This window comes from Streptomyces longispororuber, assembly GCF_014656095.1.
In the GTDB taxonomy this organism is placed as follows: domain Bacteria; phylum Actinomycetota; class Actinomycetes; order Streptomycetales; family Streptomycetaceae; genus Streptomyces; species Streptomyces longispororuber.
The window spans coordinates 1-17,009 of the sequence record NZ_BNBT01000011.1; the positions used below are offsets into that span (position 1 = coordinate 1).

The window sequence follows — 17,009 nt, forward strand, 5'->3', positions numbered from 1 at the left end:
CTGGCTGCCGAGCGCGCGGGTGACCGAGCGCTCGGCGGTGGGCGGGGCCGGCTGCCGGACGGTCCGCGCGGGGACGTACGCCTGGGCCGCGCTGGGCCGCCGCCCCTCCGCGGCCTCCGCCAGCATCTGCTCCGCCTCGTCCACGCCCGGCCGCGCGTGCGGGTCCTTGCGCAGCAGGGCGGCGATGACGGGCGTGAGGGCGTCCGCGTGCGCGGGCGGGGCGGGCTCCTCCGTCACGACGGCCTGCATGGTGCCGAGCGGCGAGGTGCGCCGGAACGGCGAGCTGCCCTCGACCGCCGTGTACAGCGTCGCGCCGAGCGCCCACAGGTCGGAGGCGGGGCCGGGGTTGGCGCCGCTGACCCGCTCGGGCGCCAGGTAGTCGACGGAGCCCACCACTTCGCCGGTGCGCGTGATGGTCTTGTCGCCCTCGATCGCGGCGATGCCGAAGTCGGTCAGGAGCACCCGGCCGTCGTCCGACAGGAGCACGTTGCCCGGCTTGACGTCGCGGTGCAGCACCCCGGCCGCGTGGGCGGCGCGCAGGGCGCGCAGCACCCACAGGCCGATCCGGGCGGCCTCGCGCGCCTCGATGCGCCCTCGCTCCTTGACGGCGTCGGCGAGCGAACAGCCCTCCACCAGCTCCATCACGATCCACGGCCGGTCGTCGTACTCCAGGACGTCGTGGACGGTGACGACCGCCGAGTGGTTGATCTGCGCCTGGGCGCGGGCCTCCGTCTGCGTGCGGGTCAGCAGGACCGCGCGGTCGGCCTCCTGCACCCACTGGGCAGCCGTCAGCTCCTTGACGGCGACGGCCCGGTGGAGCACCTCGTCCCGCGCGCGCCACACCCGCCCCATGCCGCCGGAGCCGATGGACTCACCGAGCCGGTAGCGGCCGGCGAGGAGCAGGCCCTGCATGTGATTCACGTTCCCCCGCAGTTGGTCTTGACAGGGCCCAGGATCTTGACAGAGCCAAGGGTAAGGAGGCACGGGGGCGCGCGGAACGGGTGGGGTCCACGGAGAGCGCGCCGAGACGGGCGCGGCACCGGTTCCCCGGCCTTTCGTCGCCGTCCTTCCATACTTTCACCACGTATGGAGTGACTGCTTCCGGATGCGGGATGGTTCCGCTCCGGGCGGCGTGCGGGGCCGGGCGGACGCGGGAGCCCCGGGGCGGGGCCGGAGGGGCCGACGCTTCAGATGTGCCGGGCGCCTCGGCTCAGGTCCGGCACGTCACCTGACGGCCTGGTAGGACTTCGCCGCCTGCTCGTACAGCCGGTCCACCTCGTCCCGCTCGGCCTCCGGGCCGCGGACCTGGACCACGTGGTACGCGCCGTCCACGATCAGCGCCAGGTTGCGGACGAAGACCTCGGTACCGTCCGGGCCCTGCCAGGTGAACTGGCCCTCCGCCATGGCGCGGCCGCCCACGTCGACCCGGCGCATCCCGCTGGACGTGGCCCAGGACGAGTCACGGAACGGCTGGAGCTCGCGCTCGTCCTCCTTCTGGTACTTCATCGGGTCCGTGCCGAACTCCCCGGTGCTGTCCCGGCCCGGCACGACGAGCAGCTCGAACTTGCCGTGCGTGTACAGGACCTGGCCGCGGCCGTTCTTGGGCTGCCGGTCCCAGCCGCTGGCCACGGCGACGCGGAAGCCCTCCGCGTCCTTGCGGAGCGCGAAGCCGGGCTCCAGGTCGGGCGCGGTGGTCTGCGGCTCCTGCGAACCGGGGGACGTGCCGCCGTCCGGGGTCTCCCGCGGCCTCTCGTCCTCTTCCCGGCCCTGGTCCCCGCCCGGCTCGCCGTCCTCGTCCGCCCGGTCGTCCCCGGCGGGTCCGCCGCCCGGCGCGGCGCTGGTCCGGCCCGCGTTCCCGGTACGCCCCGCGCCCTCGTTCTCGTCGGCCTTCGGCATGAACAGCATCGCGTACGCGACCGCCGCCACGAGCCCCGCCAGTATCACCAGGAGCAGCACGCGGCCGAGCGAACGCGGCCCGCGCGCGGTGCGCGCCGCCCGCTCCGGGCGCGGCACCCGCACCGGCTTGGTGTCCCGGCCGCGCTTGTGGCGGCCGTGGTCGCCGCCCGTGGCGACCGGCGCGGGCGCGCGCCGCTTGCGCACGACCTCGCCCCTGCGGCGCACCACGGGCAGCCTGCCGCCGTCGTACGGTGGCGCCGGGACCACGTGCACGCCCGCGTCCGGCTCGGGCGCGGACCGCACCAGGGAGCGCAGCCAGCCGCTCAGCTCCTCGAAGTCGATGCGCTCGGTCGGGTCCTGACGCAGCAACGACTCCACGACGGGCCGCAGCGGCCCGCACTCCTCGGCGAACGCGGGCGGCTCCGCGCACACCAACTGCACCAGCTCGGCGGTGGACTCCTCCGGGTACGGGGCGTGCCCCTGAACGGCGCGGAAGAGGAGCGCGCCCAGCGCCCACAGGTCGGTGGCGGGTCCGATGGGCGCGGCGAGCTGCCAGTTCTCGTGCACCGGCCCGGCCTGCTCGGGGGCCCAGCGCTCGGTGACCGGCCCGACGACGGTCATGCGCGCGTGCCGGGCCCGCTCGGCGGCGAGCGCGGCGGCCGGGGCGCGCCGCGCGCGCCCCTCCGCGGGGTCGCCCCAGCCGCCCCCGTGCGCGTGGCCGCCGCTCTCGGCACCACCGTGGGACTCCCCGGCGCCCGCGCCGGACGCGCCGTCCGTTCCGTAGGCGTCGCGGGAGTCGTAGCCGTCGTAGGAGTCGTACGCGTCGCGGGAGTCGTGGGTGTCGTGGGTGTCGTCGTACGTCTTGTCGGGTCCGTGCCCGTCGGCCGTCCCGTACGCGTCGTCGCGCTCGCGCTCCTGCTCGCGCTCGTGCGCGTACGGGTCGCCGTGCTCGAACACGGGCCGGTCGCCGCGGTCGTACGCGTCGTCGTGGCGCGCGCGGTGTCCGGGCGGGGTCTGCTTGGTCAGGCGGGGGTGGTGCGCGCCGCCCTGCGCGGGCACCTCGGTACGCGGCACGGCGCCGTGCCAGGGCCTCTTCTCCCGGGCGCCGTAGGGGTTGCCCCGGACGCCGTACGGGTCCGTGATGCGGCCGGATGCGGCCTCGGCGTCCCCGGGGCCCCGGTCGACGTCCACCGCGGCGTCCGGGCCGGTCACGTGGGTGGCGGCCCGGGCCGCGCCCGCGCGGTACGCGGCGATGGCCCCGGCCCGCGCGGCCCGCAGGTCGGCGTCGTAGTCGGCCTGGGCGTCGGTCCCGGATGCGGGGCGGTTCCCGTGCTCGTGGGCGGGCGCGGCACGCTCCCGCGGCTCGCGGTGGGGCGCGGCGGCCCGCGGCCCCGGGGCGTCCGGGGCGTCCCGGCCCTCCGGGGCGTCCTCGTGGTCCACGGCCGGGTGCTCGGCGAAGCCGGAGAAGTCCTCCCCCTCGGGCCGCGGGTCGTACCCGCACAGCGCCTCCTCGGCCGCGCCCGCGGCGAGGCCCGTGAGGAGCACGCGCCCGTCGTCGCAGACGAGGACCGTGCGCGCGGTGATGTTCCGGTGGACCCAACCGTGCGCGTGCAGCACGCGCAGCGCGGTGACGACGTCGGCGGCCACCTCCGCCGCGCGGAACGGGTTCAGCGGCTTGTCGGCGAGCAGCGCCGCGAGCGGCCGGGCGGCCACCAGCTCACTGACTATCCACAGCGAGCCGTCCTCCGCGAACACGTCGAAGACCTGGTCCAGGCGCGGGTGGTCGGGGACGCGCGCGGCGGCCTGCGCCGCCTCGATGGCCCGGCGCACCGCCGGATCGCTCGGCCTGCGGGTGGCCCGCGCGCCCGCGCTCCGCTCCCCGCGCGCGCCCGGCGCCGCGGAGCCCGCGCTCCTGAACCCCTCGGGCAGCCCGCCGGGCAGCACGTCGCTGAGGTCGCCGTCGCCGAAGCCCTCGTCGCCGACCACCTCCGCCTCGACGACCTCGGGCAACGGCACCTGCCTGACCAGGACTTCCTGGCCGCTGTAGGTGTCGAAGGCGCGGGTCTCGGCGAACTCGTACGCTTCGGCCGGCGGCAGCGGCAGGCGGTAGCGGTCGGCGAGTACCCGTCCCGCATAGTCCTCCACGATGCCTCCCCCAACCGCCCGGTGGTCAATTCCGCTCGTTTTACGGCTCGTTGCGGCTGCTTACCCTCCGCAAGCACTCACGATACGTCTCCCGGCGCGACCGTATTGACGGGATGCCAGATCTCACCGGTTCGCTCGCGGGTTCGACGCCACCTCCGCGGTGTCAGGTCCGGCGTGTCACTTCTTGGGCTGGAACGTCCGCGTGAACGTCCCCCAGGTGTCCCGGCGCCGGTCGCTGTCCCAGTCGTCGGCCTTCGCCGTGTACATCAGGCCGTAGCCGAGGCCGCCGTTGACCACGAAGCCGCGGTCCACCGTGCGGTACCGGGTGCCCCCGTCGACGTAGGTGAACTCCCAGTCGGCCGTGTTCCAGCCGCGGAAGCCCACCTTCTCTATGCGGAGCCGCTTGTACTCCGCCCGGCGCATGGCCGACTCCTGGTTCTTCCAGTCCGCCACCGGGTCGTCCTTGGGCGTCGTGGTCCAGCCGACGAGCAGCTTCTGGCCGTCCGGTCCCGTGAAGCGCGCGCCCGCCCGGTCCGTCGTCGCGTACCGCCAGCCCTGGGGCAGGCCGATCGAGAAGCCCTGCGGGTGCTTGTGCGTCGTGGCCGCGCCGTCGTCCTTGCCCTTGTCGCCGCCGCCTATGGGCGCGCCCTGGCCGGAGCCGTCGTCCTTGCCGTCGCCCTTCCCGGCGTCCTTGCCCGGGTCCTTGCCGGAGTCCTGGCCCTGACCGCCCTTGCCGTCGTCCGTGCCCGTGCCGCCGGACTTCCCGTCCTCGCCGGAGCCCTTGTCCTTGCCGTCGCCGCCCGCGGTCGCGCCGCTGGACGCCGCCGTGTCACCGCTCTTGTCGCCCTTGTCGTCCCCGTCGCCACTGAGCGCGAAGGCCAGCACCGTACCGAGCACGGCGAGCACGACCACGACCGCGATCACCACGAGCGTGCGCCGCGGCACCACGTCCGTCAGCGGCGCCCTGACGGGCGGCTTGGGCGGGGTGCCGGGCCGGGGGGAGGCGGGGGCGTGCGGGGAGCCACCGCCCACCGACCGCGCGTTCGCCACCGCCGGGGCACCGGTCGCGGCTCCGGCACCGGTCGCGGTGACGCGGGTCGTCGCGGATGACGCGGGGGCTCCGCTCCCGGAGCCGAAGGCCGGCCCGGCGTCGCCCGAGCGCGGGGCCGGAAGCGAGGCGGCACCCGCGCCGGTGGCCGCGCTCGCGCCCGCCCCGGCGCCCGTGTCCGCCGGGCGCCTGCCCGGCGCGGCCGCGCCGCCGGCGGCACCCGGGGCACGCGTCGCACCGGTGGCGCCACCGGCCGGGCTGTCCACGGCGGCGGCCCCGCCGCGCGTGCCCGGGTCCGCGGGGAAGCCCCCGGCCGGCGTGGAGCCGGTCGCGGCGGCCGCCTTCTTGCGCACCGAGCGGAACGCGCCCTTCAGCCGCTCCGCCGCCTCCTCGCCCTTGCGGCCTCCGGACCCGCCGGGTGCCTGCGCGGGCGCCGGGGGCACCGGCGGCAGGGGCACGACCTTCGTCGCGTCCGCCGGGTCGTCGGGCCGCTTGCCGACCGCCGACTCGGGGGCGTTGATCACGTCCTGGAGCAACCTGCGGGCGCTCGCCTCGTCGAGCCGCTGCTCGGGGTCCTTCGCGAGCAGGCCGTAGATGACCTTCTCCAGCAGGGGACCGGCGTGCCGCGGCGGTTCGACGGCCTCGGTCATCACGGCGGTGAGCGTCGCGATGGCCGACCCCTTGTCGTACGGCGGCACGCCCTCCACCGCCGCGTAGATGAGGCCGCCGAGCGACCACAGGTCCGCCGCGGGCCCGGGCTTGTGGCCGCGCGCCCGCTCGGGCGAGATGTAGGAGGGGGCGCCGACGAGCATGCCGGTCGAGGTGATGGACGGGTCGCCCTCGACCTGGGCGATGCCGAAGTCGGTGAGGACGACGCGGCCGTCCTCGGCGATGAGGACGTTGGACGGCTTGACGTCGCGGTGCAGGATGCCCTCGCGGTGCGCGGAGCGCAGCACGTCGAGCACGGCGAGCCCGACCTCGGCCGCGCGCTTCGGCGTGAGCAGCCCGTCCTCGCGGACGGCCTCGGCGAGGGACTTGCCCTCGACCAGCTCCATCACGATCCAGGGGCGGTCGTCCTCGTCGACCACGTCGTAGACCGTCACGGCGCCGGTGTTGCGGATGCGCGCGATGGCCTTGGCCTCGCGCAGGGTGCGCGTGATGAGGCGCCGCTTCTCCTCTTCGTCGATGCTCGACGGGAAGCGCAGCTCCTTCACCGCGACCGTGCGGCCCAGCGTCTCGTCCTTCGCCCGCCAGACCGTGCCCATGCCGCCCCGGCCGAGCACGTCACCGAGCCGGTACCGCCCCGCGAGGAGACGCGCGCTCTGATCCTGACGGGCCCCGCCCGTCTGCTCCGCCTCCGACATGCGTCCCCTCAACTACCCGCACAACCCGCCCTGACAGAGCCTTCATTGTCCCTCACCCCGGGACCGGTCAATGCCGCGGGTCAGATGTCCCACATCGTGGACTTCGCCCCTGGCTACGGGCCCGAGTGAACCCCGGCGCACCACCCCAAACCCCTCTGGTCATATGCCCCTTGACAGCCCTCCTCAGGCTAAACCGACCCAACTCCGGCGTGTCCGTGCTTGACAAGCCCCACTCCCGCCCCTAAAAGGACGTCAGCTCTCCAGCGGCACGATGTCCGGTGCCCCGAGCCGGGCCGCGTCCGCCGTCAGGTCGTCCGGCTGGCGCTGGGACTCGCGCTCGGCCTCCACCCGCTTCTCGTAGTGCTGGACCTCGCGCTCGATCTGGTCCTCGTCCCAGCCGAGGACGGGCGCCATCAGCTCCGCGCACTCCCGGGCGCTGCGCGTGCCGCGGTCGAAGGTCTCGATGGAGATGCGGGTGCGGCGCGTGAGGACGTCGTCCAGGTGCCGGGCGCCCTCGTGGGAGGCGGCGTAGACGATCTCGGCGCGCAGATAGTCGTCGGCGGCGTGCAGCGGGGCGCCGAGCGAGGCGTCCTTCTCGATGAGTTCGAGGACCTCCTCCGCGAGCGAGCCGTAGCGGTTCAACAGGTGCTCCACGCGCACCACGTGCAGCCCGGTGCGGGCGGCGGTGCCCGCTCGGGCGTTCCACAGCGCGCGGTACCCCTCGGCCCCGACGAGCGGGATGTCCTCCGTGACGCACTCCGCGACGCGCTGGTCCAGGCCGTGCACCGCCTCGTCCACGGCGTCCTTGGCCATGACGCGGTACGTCGTGTACTTGCCGCCCGCGATGACGACGAGGCCGGGCGCGGGGTGCGCGACCGTGTGCTCCCGGGAGAGCTTGCTGGTGGCGTCCGACTCGCCGGCGAGCAGCGGGCGCAGCCCCGCGTACACCCCCTGGACGTCGTCGCGCGAGAGCGGGACGGCGAGGACCGCGTTGACGTGCTCCAGGAGGTAGTCGATGTCCGCGCTGGAGGCCGCCGGGTGGGCCTTGTCCAGGTCCCAGTCCGTGTCGGTGGTGCCGATGATCCAGTGCCTGCCCCAGGGGATGACGAACAGGACGCTCTTCTCCGTGCGCAGGATCAGGCCCGTGGTCGAGTGGATCCGGTCCTTCGGTACGACCAGATGGATGCCCTTGGAGGCCCGGACGTGGAACTGGCCGCGGTCGCCGACCATCGCCTGGGTGTCGTCCGTCCACACCCCCGTGGCGTTCACGATCTGCTTGGCCCGGATCTCGTACTCCCCGCCCGCCTCGACGTCCTGGACGCGGGCGCCGACCACGCGCTCGCCCTCGCGGAGGAAGCCCGTCACCCGCGCGCGGTTGGCGGCCTTGGCGCCGTACGCCGCGGCGGTGCGCACGAGCGTGGCCACGTAGCGGGCGTCGTCCATCTGGGCGTCGTAGTACTGCAGGGCCCCGACGAGGGCGTCCTTCTTCAGGCAGGGGGCCACGCGCAGGGCGTGACGCCGGGTCAGGTGGCGGTGCACGGGCAGGCCCCTGCCGTGGCCGCGGGCCATCGACATCGCGTCGTACAGCGCGACGCCCGATCCGGCGTAGAACCGCTCCCAGGCCTGGTGCCGCAGGGGATAGAGGAACGGCACCGGCTTCACCAGGTGCGGGGCGAGGCGCTCCAGGAGCAGGCCGCGCTCCTTGAGGGCCTCGCGGACCAGCGCGAAGTCCAGCATCTCCAGATAGCGCAGGCCGCCGTGGATCAGCTTGCTGGACCGGCTCGACGTGCCCGACGCCCAGTCCCTGGCCTCGACCAGGCCCGTGCGCAGGCCCCGGGTCACGGCGTCGAGCGCGGTGCCCGCGCCGACCACCCCGCCGCCCACCACGAGAACGTCCAGCTCGCGCTCGGCCATGCCCGCGAGTGCCTCGGCCCGCTCCGCCGGCCCCAGAGTCGCTGTCCTCACCGCTGCCTCCCGCGGTCGTCGGGTGTGGTCGCGCTCACATCATGCCCAGATTCTTCTCGCGCTCGCCGAGTTCAGCCACCGCCTGTGGACAACACTCCGACGCCGAGAGGAGTCCAATACCGCAAATCGGTCATATTTACTCCTAGTCTGACATTGCGCTGCCGCATCTTGTCCACAGGGCTTGCGTCATCGTCCCGCTCCGGCTATTGGGAAGGGCGCCTCACCGCCATGCCAGCAGACCTCGCCGTCATCGGCCTCGGCCACCTCGGCCTGCCCCTGGCGCAGGCCGCCGCCCACAGCGGCATCGCCACCATCGGCTACGACCCCGTCCGCGCGCCCGAGCTGGCGAGCGGCCGACTTCCCGGCGACGGCGCCGAGGGCACCCTCACCGCCGCCGACGTCCGCCGGATGCTGGCGGGCGGCTTCCGGCCGACGACCGACCCGGCCGAACTGGGCCGCGTCCGCACGGCCGTCATCTGCGCGCCCACGCCCCAGGCCGCGGACCGCACGCTGGACCTCAGCCATGTGGCCGAGGCCGCCCGCGCACTGGCGGCGCGGCTGCGCCCGCACACCACGGTCATCCTGGAGTCCCCCGCCTACCCGGGCACCACGGAGGAGTTCCTCCGCCCCCTGCTCGAAGAGGGCTCCGGCCTGCGCGCGGGGCGCGACTTCCACCTCGCCCACTCCCCCGGCCGCCTGGACCCCGGCAACCGCACCCACGGCTACGCGGCCACCCCCAAGGTCATCGGCGGCCTCACCCCCGCCTGCACCGAGTCCGCGGCCGCCTTCTACGGCCGCCTCACCGACAAGGTCGTCCGCGCGCGGGGGCCGCGGGAGGCGGAGACCGTGCACCTCCTGGAGACCAACTACCGGCACGTGAACATGGCCCTGGTCAACGAGATGGCCGTGTTCTGCCACGACCTCGGCATCGACCTGTGGGACGTCATCCGCTGCGCCGAGACCAAGCCGTTCGGCTTCCAGGCCTTCCGCCCGGGCCCCGGGGTCGGCGGCCACGGCACCGCCCTGGACGTGCCGAGCCCGGCCCACGGCACCCGCCCGCTGCGCCTGGTGGAGCTCGCGCAGCAGGTCAACGACCGCATGCCCGGCTATGTGATCCAGCGCGCCGCCGCCCTGCTCAACGAGCACGGCAAGTCCGCCCGCGGCGCCCGGGTGCTGCTGCTCGGTGTCACGTACAAGCCGGACGTCTCCGACCAGCAGGGCGCCCCCGCCCAGGAGATCGCGGTCCGCCTCATGCAGCTCGGCGCCGCTGTCAGCTACCACGACCCTTATGTCGCCCATTGGAACGTTCTCGGCCATCCGGTGCCCCGCGCGGACAGCCTGTACGACGTGGCCGCCGAGGCCGATCTGACGATCCTGCTCCAGCACCACCGCACCTACGACCTCCAGGGGCTCGCCGTCAAGGCCCAACTGCTCCTGGACACCCGGGGCGCCACCCCGGCGGGCGCGGCCCACCGCCTCTGACCCACGGCAACCCCCTGGGACCCGTCGGCCGCTGCTGCTACCGTGCGGATCCAGCCATTTACCGCACACCAGTGCGCTCATGTCTCAGGGGGACTCCAGATGACGCAGCCCACGCCTCCAGGCCAGCAGGGCCAGCCCTACGGCTACCAGCAGCCGCAGCAGCCCTACGGCCAGCCCGGCTACGGCCACCCCCAGCAGCCGCACCCGCCCCAGCAGCCGTACGCCGCCTTCCCGCAGCAGAACGGCTACCAGCAGCCCCACATGGTGCCCGCCCCGCCCGCTCCCGCCCGGGACAACGTGGGCCTGGGCCTGGCGGTCGCCCTGGTGACCGCCCTGGTCGCCGCGGGCGTGTACGGCGCGGTCATCGGAGCCACCGAGCACGAGATCGGCTGGGCCGCGGTCGGCGTCGGCTTCCTCGTGGGCCTGGCCGCCGGCAAGACCGGGGGCCGCAACCCCGTGCTGGGCGTGATCGCGGCCGCCCTGTCGCTCGGCGCCGTCTACCTGGGGCAGCTCATCGGCGCGGCCGCGGTCATCGCCGACAAGTTCAACATGAGCTTCACGGACATCTTCGTCGACCACTTCGACGTCCTGCAGAAGGCCTGGAAGGAGGAGGCCGACGCCATGACGTTCGTGTTCTTCGCGATCGCCGCGGTGGCCGCCTTCGGCAGCGCCAAGCGCGCCGCGCAGTGACGGCGTACCCGTAGCCGTACTCCTGTACGCAGTACGGCTACGGCTACGGGTACGAAAAAGGGGTCCGAGTCCGCCTGACGGCGGGCCCGGGCCCCTTTTCGTGGGTCGTGCGCTCAGTGCCGGGGGAACGTCACCGCTTGTGCTGCGAGTCCGCCACCGTGACCTCGACGCGCTGGAACTCCTTGAGCTCGCTGTAGCCGGTCGTGGCCATCGCGCGGCGCAGCGCCCCGAAGAAGTTCATCGAGCCGTCGGGGATGTGCGACGGGCCGGTGAGGATCTCCTCGGTGGTGCCGACCGTGCCCAGGTCGACCTTCTTGCCGCGCGGCACGTCCTCGTGGACGGCCTCCATGCCCCAGTGGTGGCCCTTGCCCGGCGCGTCCGTGGCGCGCGCCAGCGGGGAGCCCACCATCACGGCGTCCGCGCCGCAGGCGATGGCCTTGGGCAGGTCGCCCGACCAGCCCACGCCGCCGTCGGCGATGACGTGCACGTAGCGGCCGCCGGACTCGTCCATGTAGTCCCGGCGGGCGGCGGCGACGTCGGCCACCGCGGTGGCCATGGGGACCTGGATGCCCAGGACGTTGCGCGTGGTGTGCGCGGCGCCGCCGCCGAAGCCGACGAGGACGCCGGCCGCGCCGGTGCGCATCAGGTGCAGGGCCGCGGTGTACGTGGCGCAGCCGCCGACGATGACCGGGACGTCCAGCTCGTAGATGAACTGCTTCAGGTTCAGCGGCTCGGCGGCGCCGGAGACGTGCTCGGCCGAGACGGTCGTGCCGCGGATCACGAAGATGTCCACGCCCGCGTCCACGACGGCCTTGGAGAACTGGGCGGTGCGCTGCGGGGAGAGCGCGGCGGCGGTGACGACGCCGGAGTCGCGCACCTCCTTGATGCGCTGCCCGATCAGCTCCTCCTTGATGGGCGCGGCGTAGATCTCCTGGAGGCGGCGCGTCGCGGCCTCGGCGGGCAGCTCCGCGATCTCGTCGAGCAGCGGCTGCGGGTCCTCGTACCGCGTCCACAGGCCTTCGAGGTTCAGCACGCCGAGGCCGCCGAGCTCGCCGATGCGGATGGCGGTCGCGGGCGACACCACGGAGTCCATGGGGGCCGCGAGGAAGGGCAGCTCGAAGCGGTAGGCGTCGATCTGCCAGGCGATCGAGACCTCCTTCGGGTCGCGGGTGCGCCGACTCGGTACGACGGCGATGTCGTCGAAGGCGTACGCCCGGCGGCCGCGCTTGCCGCGCCCGATCTCGATCTCAGTCACTGGTGTGGCCCTTCAGCTTTCCTACGGCACTCCGTATGCCGTTCCAGTATCCCCGACACACGCGCGTGGGGGCGGCCCGGGGATTCCCGGGCCGCCCCCACGCGCGCGTGCGCGCCGTTCGCGCTGCTCTCGGCTTACTTCTTACCGCTGTAGTTCGGCGCCTCGACCGTCATCTGGATGTCGTGCGGGTGGCTCTCCTTGAGCCCCGCCGAGGTGATCCGGACGAAGCGGCCGCGGTCCTGGAGCTCGGGGACCGTACGGCCGCCCACGTAGAACATCGACTGGCGCAGACCGCCCACGAGCTGGTGCACGACGGCCGACAGCGGACCGCGGTAGGGGACCTGGCCCTCGATGCCCTCGGGCACGAGCTTCTCGTCGGAGGCGACGCCCTCCTGGAAGTACCGGTCCTTGGAGAAGGAGCGCTGCTCACCGCGGGACTGCATGGCGCCCAGGGAGCCCATGCCGCGGTACGACTTGAACTGCTTGCCGTTGATGAACAGCAGCTCGCCCGGGGACTCCTCGCAGCCCGCGAGCAGCGAGCCCAGCATGACCGTGTCGGCGCCGGCGACGAGCGCCTTGGCGATGTCGCCGGAGTACTGCAGGCCGCCGTCGCCGATGACCGGGACGCCGGCCTCCTTGGCGGCGAGCGACGCCTCGTAGATGGCGGTCACCTGCGGTACGCCGATGCCGGCGACGACGCGGGTGGTGCAGATGGAGCCCGGGCCGACGCCCACCTTGATGCCGTCGACACCGGCGTCGATGAGCGCCTGGGCGCCCTCGCGGGTGGCGACGTTGCCGCCGATGACGTCGACGCCGCCGGAGTTCGACTTGATCTTGGCGACCATGTCGCCGACCAGGCGGGAGTGGCCGTGCGCGGTGTCGACGACGATGAAGTCGACGCCCGCCTCGATGAGCGCCTGGGCGCGCTCGAAGGCGTCGCCGGCGACACCCACGGCGGCACCGACGATGAGGCGGCCCTCGGCGTCCTTGGCGGCGTGCGGGTACTTCTCGGCCTTCACGAAGTCCTTGACCGTGATCAGGCCCTTGAGGACGCCGCTGTCGTCGACCAGCGGCAGCTTCTCGATCTTGTGGCGGCGCAGCAGCTCCATGGCGTCCACGCCGGAGATGCCGACCTTGCCGGTGACCAGCGGCATCGGCGTCATGACCTCGCGGACCTGCCGGGAGCGGTCCGCCTCGAAGGCCATGTCGCGGTTGGTGACGATGCCGAGCAGCTTGCCCGCGCCGTCGGTCACCGGGACGCCGCTGATGCGGAACTTGGCGCAGATCGCGTCGGCCTCGGCGAGCGTGGCGTCCGGGTGCACCGTGATGGGGTCGGTGACCATGCCGGACTCGGAGCGCTTGACCAGGTCGACCTGGTTGGCCTGGTCGGCGATCGACAGGTTGCGGTGCAGCACGCCGACGCCGCCCTGGCGGGCCATGGCGATGGCCATGCGGGACTCGGTGACCTTGTCCATGGCCGCCGACAGCAGCGGGACGTTCACCCGGACGTTCTTCGAGACGTACGAGGCGGTGTCGATGTCACCGGGCGCCATGTCCGACGCGCCCGGCAGCAGCAGCACGTCGTCGTAGGTCAGCCCGAGTGTCGCGAATTTCTCGGGCACTCCGTCGACGTTGGCAGTCATGACACCTTCCCCAAATGGCCTTGATCGGTGCGGATGTCCATGCTAACGGGAAGCAGGGCTCTCTCATTCCACCGTTCCCGGCGGCCCGGGGCTTCGTAGATTCGTACAGGGCAGGACCGTGGCCCGTCCCAACTGGGGTTTGCCCGGCACCGCCGGACAGGCTCGTCGGGCTTCCCGCCGTCGCGGCGGAAGAAATACGGCTGCGCCACCGCCCGGCGGAAGCCGGAAAGCTACTGCTCGGCCAGGGCGCGCAGGCGGCTCAGGGCCCGGTGCTGGGCGACCCGGACGGCGCCGGGGGACATGCCGAGCACCTGCCCGGTCTCCTCCGCCGTCAGGCCGACGGCGACGCGCAGGAGCAGCAGCTCACGCTGGTTCTCGGGGAGGTTGGCGAGCAGCTTCTTGGCCCACTCGGCGTCGCTGCTGAGCAGCGCCCGCTCCTCGGGGCCGAGGGAGTCGTCCGGGCGCTCGGGCATCTCGTCCGAGGGGACAGCGGTCGAGCCCGGGTGCCGCATCGCGGCCCGCTGGAGGTCCGCGACCTTGTGCGCGGCGATGGCGAAGACGAAGGCTTCGAAGGGCCGCCCCGTGTCGCGGTAGCGCGGCAGCGCGAGCAGGACCGCCACGCAGACTTCCTGCGCGAGGTCCTCCACGAAGTGGCGGGCGTCACCCGGCAGCCGGGACAGCCGGGTGCGGCAGTAGCGGAGGGCGAGGGGGTGGACGTGGGCCAGGAGGTCGTGCGTGGCCTGCTCGTCGCCCTCGACGGCGCGAAGGACGAGGGCACCGATCACCGTCGTCTTGTTCTCGCGCATCGGTCCATGGTGCCTTGGCGCCGGCTGTTCCGCGGCACCGCGTCCGTAGTTGTGCGCCGAAGCGTTATGAGCAGGTGCGCCGAAGCTCATCTCCCGCACCCTCCCCTTCCGCTCGGCCGACTCGTCCCCAAGGAACTCCACACCTCAAGGATGCGGCATCGGCGGCGAAGCGCCACAAGCCGCTCCCGGAGCGGGCGGTGACGGGCGTCCATGGCCCCGCCCGCCGCGCGGCGGGCGGGGAACGCCATGCCCCCGCGACGACCCACCTAGCGAACCAGGCCCCAGCGGAAGCCGAGCGCCACCGCGTGCGCGCGGTCCGAGGCGCCGAGCTTCTTGAACAGACGCCTGGCGTGGGTCTTCACCGTGTCCTCGGAGAGGAAGAGCTCGCGCCCGATCTCCGCGTTGGACCGGCCGTGGCTCATGCCCTCGAGCACCTGGATCTCACGCGCGGTGAGCGTGGGCGCGGCGCCCATCTCGGCGGAGCGCAGCCGCCGCGGCGCCAGCCGCCAGGTCGGGTCGGCGAGGGCCTGCGTGACGGTCGCGCGCAGCTCGGCGCGCGAGGCGTCCTTGTGCAGATAGCCGCGGGCGCCCGCGGCGACCGCGAGCGCGACCCCGTCCAGGTCCTCGGCGACGGTGAGCATGATGATGCGCGCGCCGGGGTCGGCGGAGAGCAGCCGCCGCACGGTCTCGACGCCGCCCAGACCGGGCATGCGTACGTCCATCAGGATCAGGTCCGAGCGGTCGGCGCCCCAGCGGCGGAGGACTTCCTCGCCGTTGGCCGCTGTCGTCACACGCTCGACGCCGGGCACGGTCGCGACCGCGCGGCGCAGCGCCTCTCGGGCGAGCGGGGAGTCGTCGCAGACGAGGACGGATGTCATGGCCGCCCTCCGCAGCTGATGCGCGTCACCTTGAGCCTCCAGGCTGGTACAAGTCGTCACCTGAGCGGTTGACGCTCTCGGACATCTGCCCGAGCGCTTGTTGTTTCAACCGCCTCCGCACTCTCAACGACGGTCACTCGAAAGAGTTACGGGTCGGTCAGCCACCTTCGGCACTCTACGTGAGGGCGCGGACACGGCACAGACAGCACGGACCGGTACATCGCCTATTGCGGTCTATGCCCCATTTAGCGGCTTTTCTTCCCTTTTCAAGGTGTCTGTGGCTAGATTCGCAATGAGTCATATTTTCATCTCCTTAGACAGTAGATGTACGGTCATGGGCACCGTCCGCGTCACCACGGCTACACAGGAGACACGCAATGGCAGATTTCTCCCGCCTCCCCGGACCGAACGCTGATCTGTGGGACTGGCAGCTCCTCGCGGCCTGCCGTGGGGTGGACAGCTCGCTCTTCTTCCACCCGGAGGGCGAGCGCGGTGCGGCGCGGAGCGCGCGCGAGAACTCGGCCAAGGAGGTCTGCATGCGGTGCCCGGTGCGCGCGGAGTGCGCCGCGCACGCGCTCGCGGTACGGGAGCCGTACGGCGTGTGGGGCGGCCTGACCGAGGACGAGCGCGAGGAGCTGATGGGCCGCGCCCGGAACCGCCTGGTCACGGCGGCCAGTACGGCCGGCGCGACCAGCACGGCCGGTGCATCCAGCACGGCCGGTGCGCCCAGGATGTCCGACACATCCGGTAGACCCGATACATCGAGCACATCGAGTACATCCAGTACATCCGGTACGCCCAGTACCGGCGTCGGCGCGTCCAGTACGGGCGGAGGCGGGCGCAGTCCGGCCCCCTGACTCCGTGAAGGAACGTTTCTGCTGGGGCCGGAGGCCCCGGCTCAGGGCCTCCGGCCCGCCGTCGCGACGCCCGTGAGGTGGTCGAGCGTCGCCGCCACCGCCGGCACCTGCGCCAGGTCGGGCAGGGTGAGCGCGACGATCTCGCGCCGCACGGCCGGCTCCACCGCCACCGCGCGGGCCCCCTTGGCGCGCACCGACTCCAGGGCGAGCTCGGGCAGCACCGCCACGCCGAGCCCGGCGCCGACCAGGCCGATCACCGCCGGGTAGTCGTCCGTCGCGAAGTCGATACGGGGTTCGAAGCCCGCGCCCCGGCAGACCTCGACGAGCTGGCGGCGGCAGCGCGGGCAGCCCGCGATCCACGACTCGTCCGCCAGTTCACCGATCGTGACGGCGTCCGCCTTCGCCAGGCGGTGGCCCTCCGGCACGAGGCCGACGAGCCGGTCGGCGAGCAGCGGCCGGACGACGAGGTCGTCCCACTCCTCGGTGGCCCCGGCCCCCTCGTACCGGAAGGCCACCGCCACGTCGCAGTCGCCCTCGCGGAGCATCTCCACCGAGCGCGGCGGCTCGGCCTCCTCCAGCGAGACGCGGGTGCCGGGGTGCGCCGCGCGCAGGGCGGCGAGGGCGCCGGGGACGAGCGAGGAGGAGCCGCTGGGGAAGGAGACCAGCCGGACCCGGCCCGCGCGGAGCCCGGCGATCGCGGCGACCTCCTCCTCGGCCGCGGTGAGCCCGGCGAGGATGGTCGCGGCGTGCCGGACCAGGGCCTCGCCGGCCTGGGTGAGGCGCATCTCGCGGCCCGTGCGGATCAGCAGCGGCGTGCCCGTCGACATCTCCAGGGCCTTCATCTGCTGGCTGACGGCGGGCTGGGTGCAGCCGAGCTCGCGGGCCGCCGCCGAGAAGGAGCCGGTGGCGGCCACGGCGCGCAGGACACGGAGGTGACGGGCCTCGATCATGCCTTGAGCATAAGTGAGGCTTGGGCGCAA

11 protein-coding genes and 1 pseudogene are annotated in these 17,009 nt (G+C 73.5%); 3 read left to right on the forward strand and 9 right to left on the reverse strand.

Features of this window, described 5'->3' with window-relative positions:
• From IE330_RS05825 to IE330_RS05840, 4 genes are all read right to left on the reverse strand, one after another.
• On the reverse strand, positions 1–912 hold a 912-nt coding region (locus IE330_RS05825), incomplete at its 3' end, for a serine/threonine-protein kinase (RefSeq protein ID WP_229925418.1).
• A 312-nt stretch (positions 913–1,224) separates the two neighbouring features.
• Positions 1,225–4,041, reverse strand: a complete 2,817-nt coding sequence (locus IE330_RS05830; protein WP_190134780.1) for a serine/threonine kinase C-terminal domain-containing protein — start codon at positions 4,039–4,041, stop codon at positions 1,225–1,227.
• A 177-nt stretch (positions 4,042–4,218) separates the two neighbouring features.
• Complete coding sequence (locus tag IE330_RS05835; protein ID WP_190134781.1) at positions 4,219–6,453, reverse strand: serine/threonine-protein kinase; 2,235 nt, start codon at positions 6,451–6,453, stop codon at positions 4,219–4,221.
• Positions 6,454–6,705: 252 nt separating this feature from the next.
• On the reverse strand, positions 6,706–8,418 hold the full coding sequence (locus IE330_RS05840) for a glycerol-3-phosphate dehydrogenase/oxidase (protein WP_190134782.1): 1,713 nt from the start codon (positions 8,416–8,418) through the stop codon (positions 6,706–6,708).
• Between the two features lie 228 nt (positions 8,419–8,646).
• Between IE330_RS05840 and IE330_RS05845 the strand changes: the two genes are divergently transcribed.
• Both IE330_RS05845 and IE330_RS05850 read left to right on the forward strand, forming a co-directional pair.
• On the forward strand, positions 8,647–9,900 hold the full coding sequence (locus IE330_RS05845; RefSeq protein ID WP_190134783.1) for a nucleotide sugar dehydrogenase: 1,254 nt from the start codon (positions 8,647–8,649) through the stop codon (positions 9,898–9,900).
• A gap of 99 nt (positions 9,901–9,999) precedes the next feature.
• The gene (locus IE330_RS05850) at positions 10,000–10,590 is read left to right on the forward strand and encodes a hypothetical protein (RefSeq protein WP_190134784.1); all 591 of its coding nucleotides are present in this window, start codon (positions 10,000–10,002) and stop codon (positions 10,588–10,590) included.
• 130 nt (positions 10,591–10,720) lie between these two features.
• Here IE330_RS05850 and IE330_RS05855 read toward each other — a convergent pair whose 3' ends face one another.
• The 4 genes from IE330_RS05855 to IE330_RS05870 all read right to left on the reverse strand — a co-directional run bounded on the left by IE330_RS05855 (position 10,721) and on the right by IE330_RS05870 (position 15,172).
• Positions 10,721–11,845, reverse strand: coding sequence for a GuaB3 family IMP dehydrogenase-related protein (locus tag IE330_RS05855; protein ID WP_190134785.1), 1,125 nt, complete (start codon positions 11,843–11,845; stop codon positions 10,721–10,723).
• Positions 11,846–11,979: 134 nt separating this feature from the next.
• Positions 11,980–13,488, reverse strand: coding sequence for an IMP dehydrogenase (guaB, locus tag IE330_RS05860; RefSeq protein WP_190134786.1), 1,509 nt, complete (start codon positions 13,486–13,488; stop codon positions 11,980–11,982).
• A 230-nt stretch (positions 13,489–13,718) separates the two neighbouring features.
• Positions 13,719–14,294, reverse strand: coding sequence for a sigma-70 family RNA polymerase sigma factor (locus IE330_RS05865; RefSeq protein WP_190134787.1), 576 nt, complete (start codon positions 14,292–14,294; stop codon positions 13,719–13,721).
• A 266-nt stretch (positions 14,295–14,560) separates the two neighbouring features.
• Positions 14,561–15,172, reverse strand: a complete 612-nt coding sequence (locus IE330_RS05870) for a response regulator transcription factor (protein ID WP_003948568.1) — start codon at positions 15,170–15,172, stop codon at positions 14,561–14,563.
• Between the two features lie 377 nt (positions 15,173–15,549).
• Here IE330_RS05870 and IE330_RS05875 point away from each other — a divergent pair.
• Positions 15,550–15,870 (forward strand): annotated as a pseudogene (locus IE330_RS05875) (WhiB family transcriptional regulator); the annotation flags it as partial.
• A 200-nt stretch (positions 15,871–16,070) separates the two neighbouring features.
• Here the strand turns inward: IE330_RS05875 and IE330_RS05880 are convergent.
• Positions 16,071–16,979, reverse strand: a complete 909-nt coding sequence (locus IE330_RS05880) for a LysR family transcriptional regulator (protein WP_190134788.1) — start codon at positions 16,977–16,979, stop codon at positions 16,071–16,073.
• Between the last annotated feature and the right edge of the window lie 30 nt (positions 16,980–17,009).

Excerpts from the sequence above, each read along its gene's own strand:
- IE330_RS05865 (WP_190134787.1), bottom strand. The coding sequence starts at position 14,294 with ATGCGCGAGAACAAGACGACGGTGATCGGTGCCCTCGTCCTTCGCGCC.
- IE330_RS05850 (WP_190134784.1), top strand. The coding sequence starts at position 10,000 with ATGACGCAGCCCACGCCTCCAGGCCAGCAGGGCCAGCCCTACGGCTAC.
- guaB (WP_190134786.1), bottom strand. The coding sequence starts at position 13,488 with ATGACTGCCAACGTCGACGGAGTGCCCGAGAAATTCGCGACACTCGGG.
- IE330_RS05835 (WP_190134781.1), bottom strand. The coding sequence starts at position 6,453 with ATGTCGGAGGCGGAGCAGACGGGCGGGGCCCGTCAGGATCAGAGCGCG.
- IE330_RS05870 (WP_003948568.1), bottom strand. The coding sequence starts at position 15,172 with ATGACATCCGTCCTCGTCTGCGACGACTCCCCGCTCGCCCGAGAGGCG.
- IE330_RS05880 (WP_190134788.1), bottom strand. The coding sequence starts at position 16,979 with ATGATCGAGGCCCGTCACCTCCGTGTCCTGCGCGCCGTGGCCGCCACC.
- IE330_RS05845 (WP_190134783.1), top strand. The coding sequence starts at position 8,647 with ATGCCAGCAGACCTCGCCGTCATCGGCCTCGGCCACCTCGGCCTGCCC.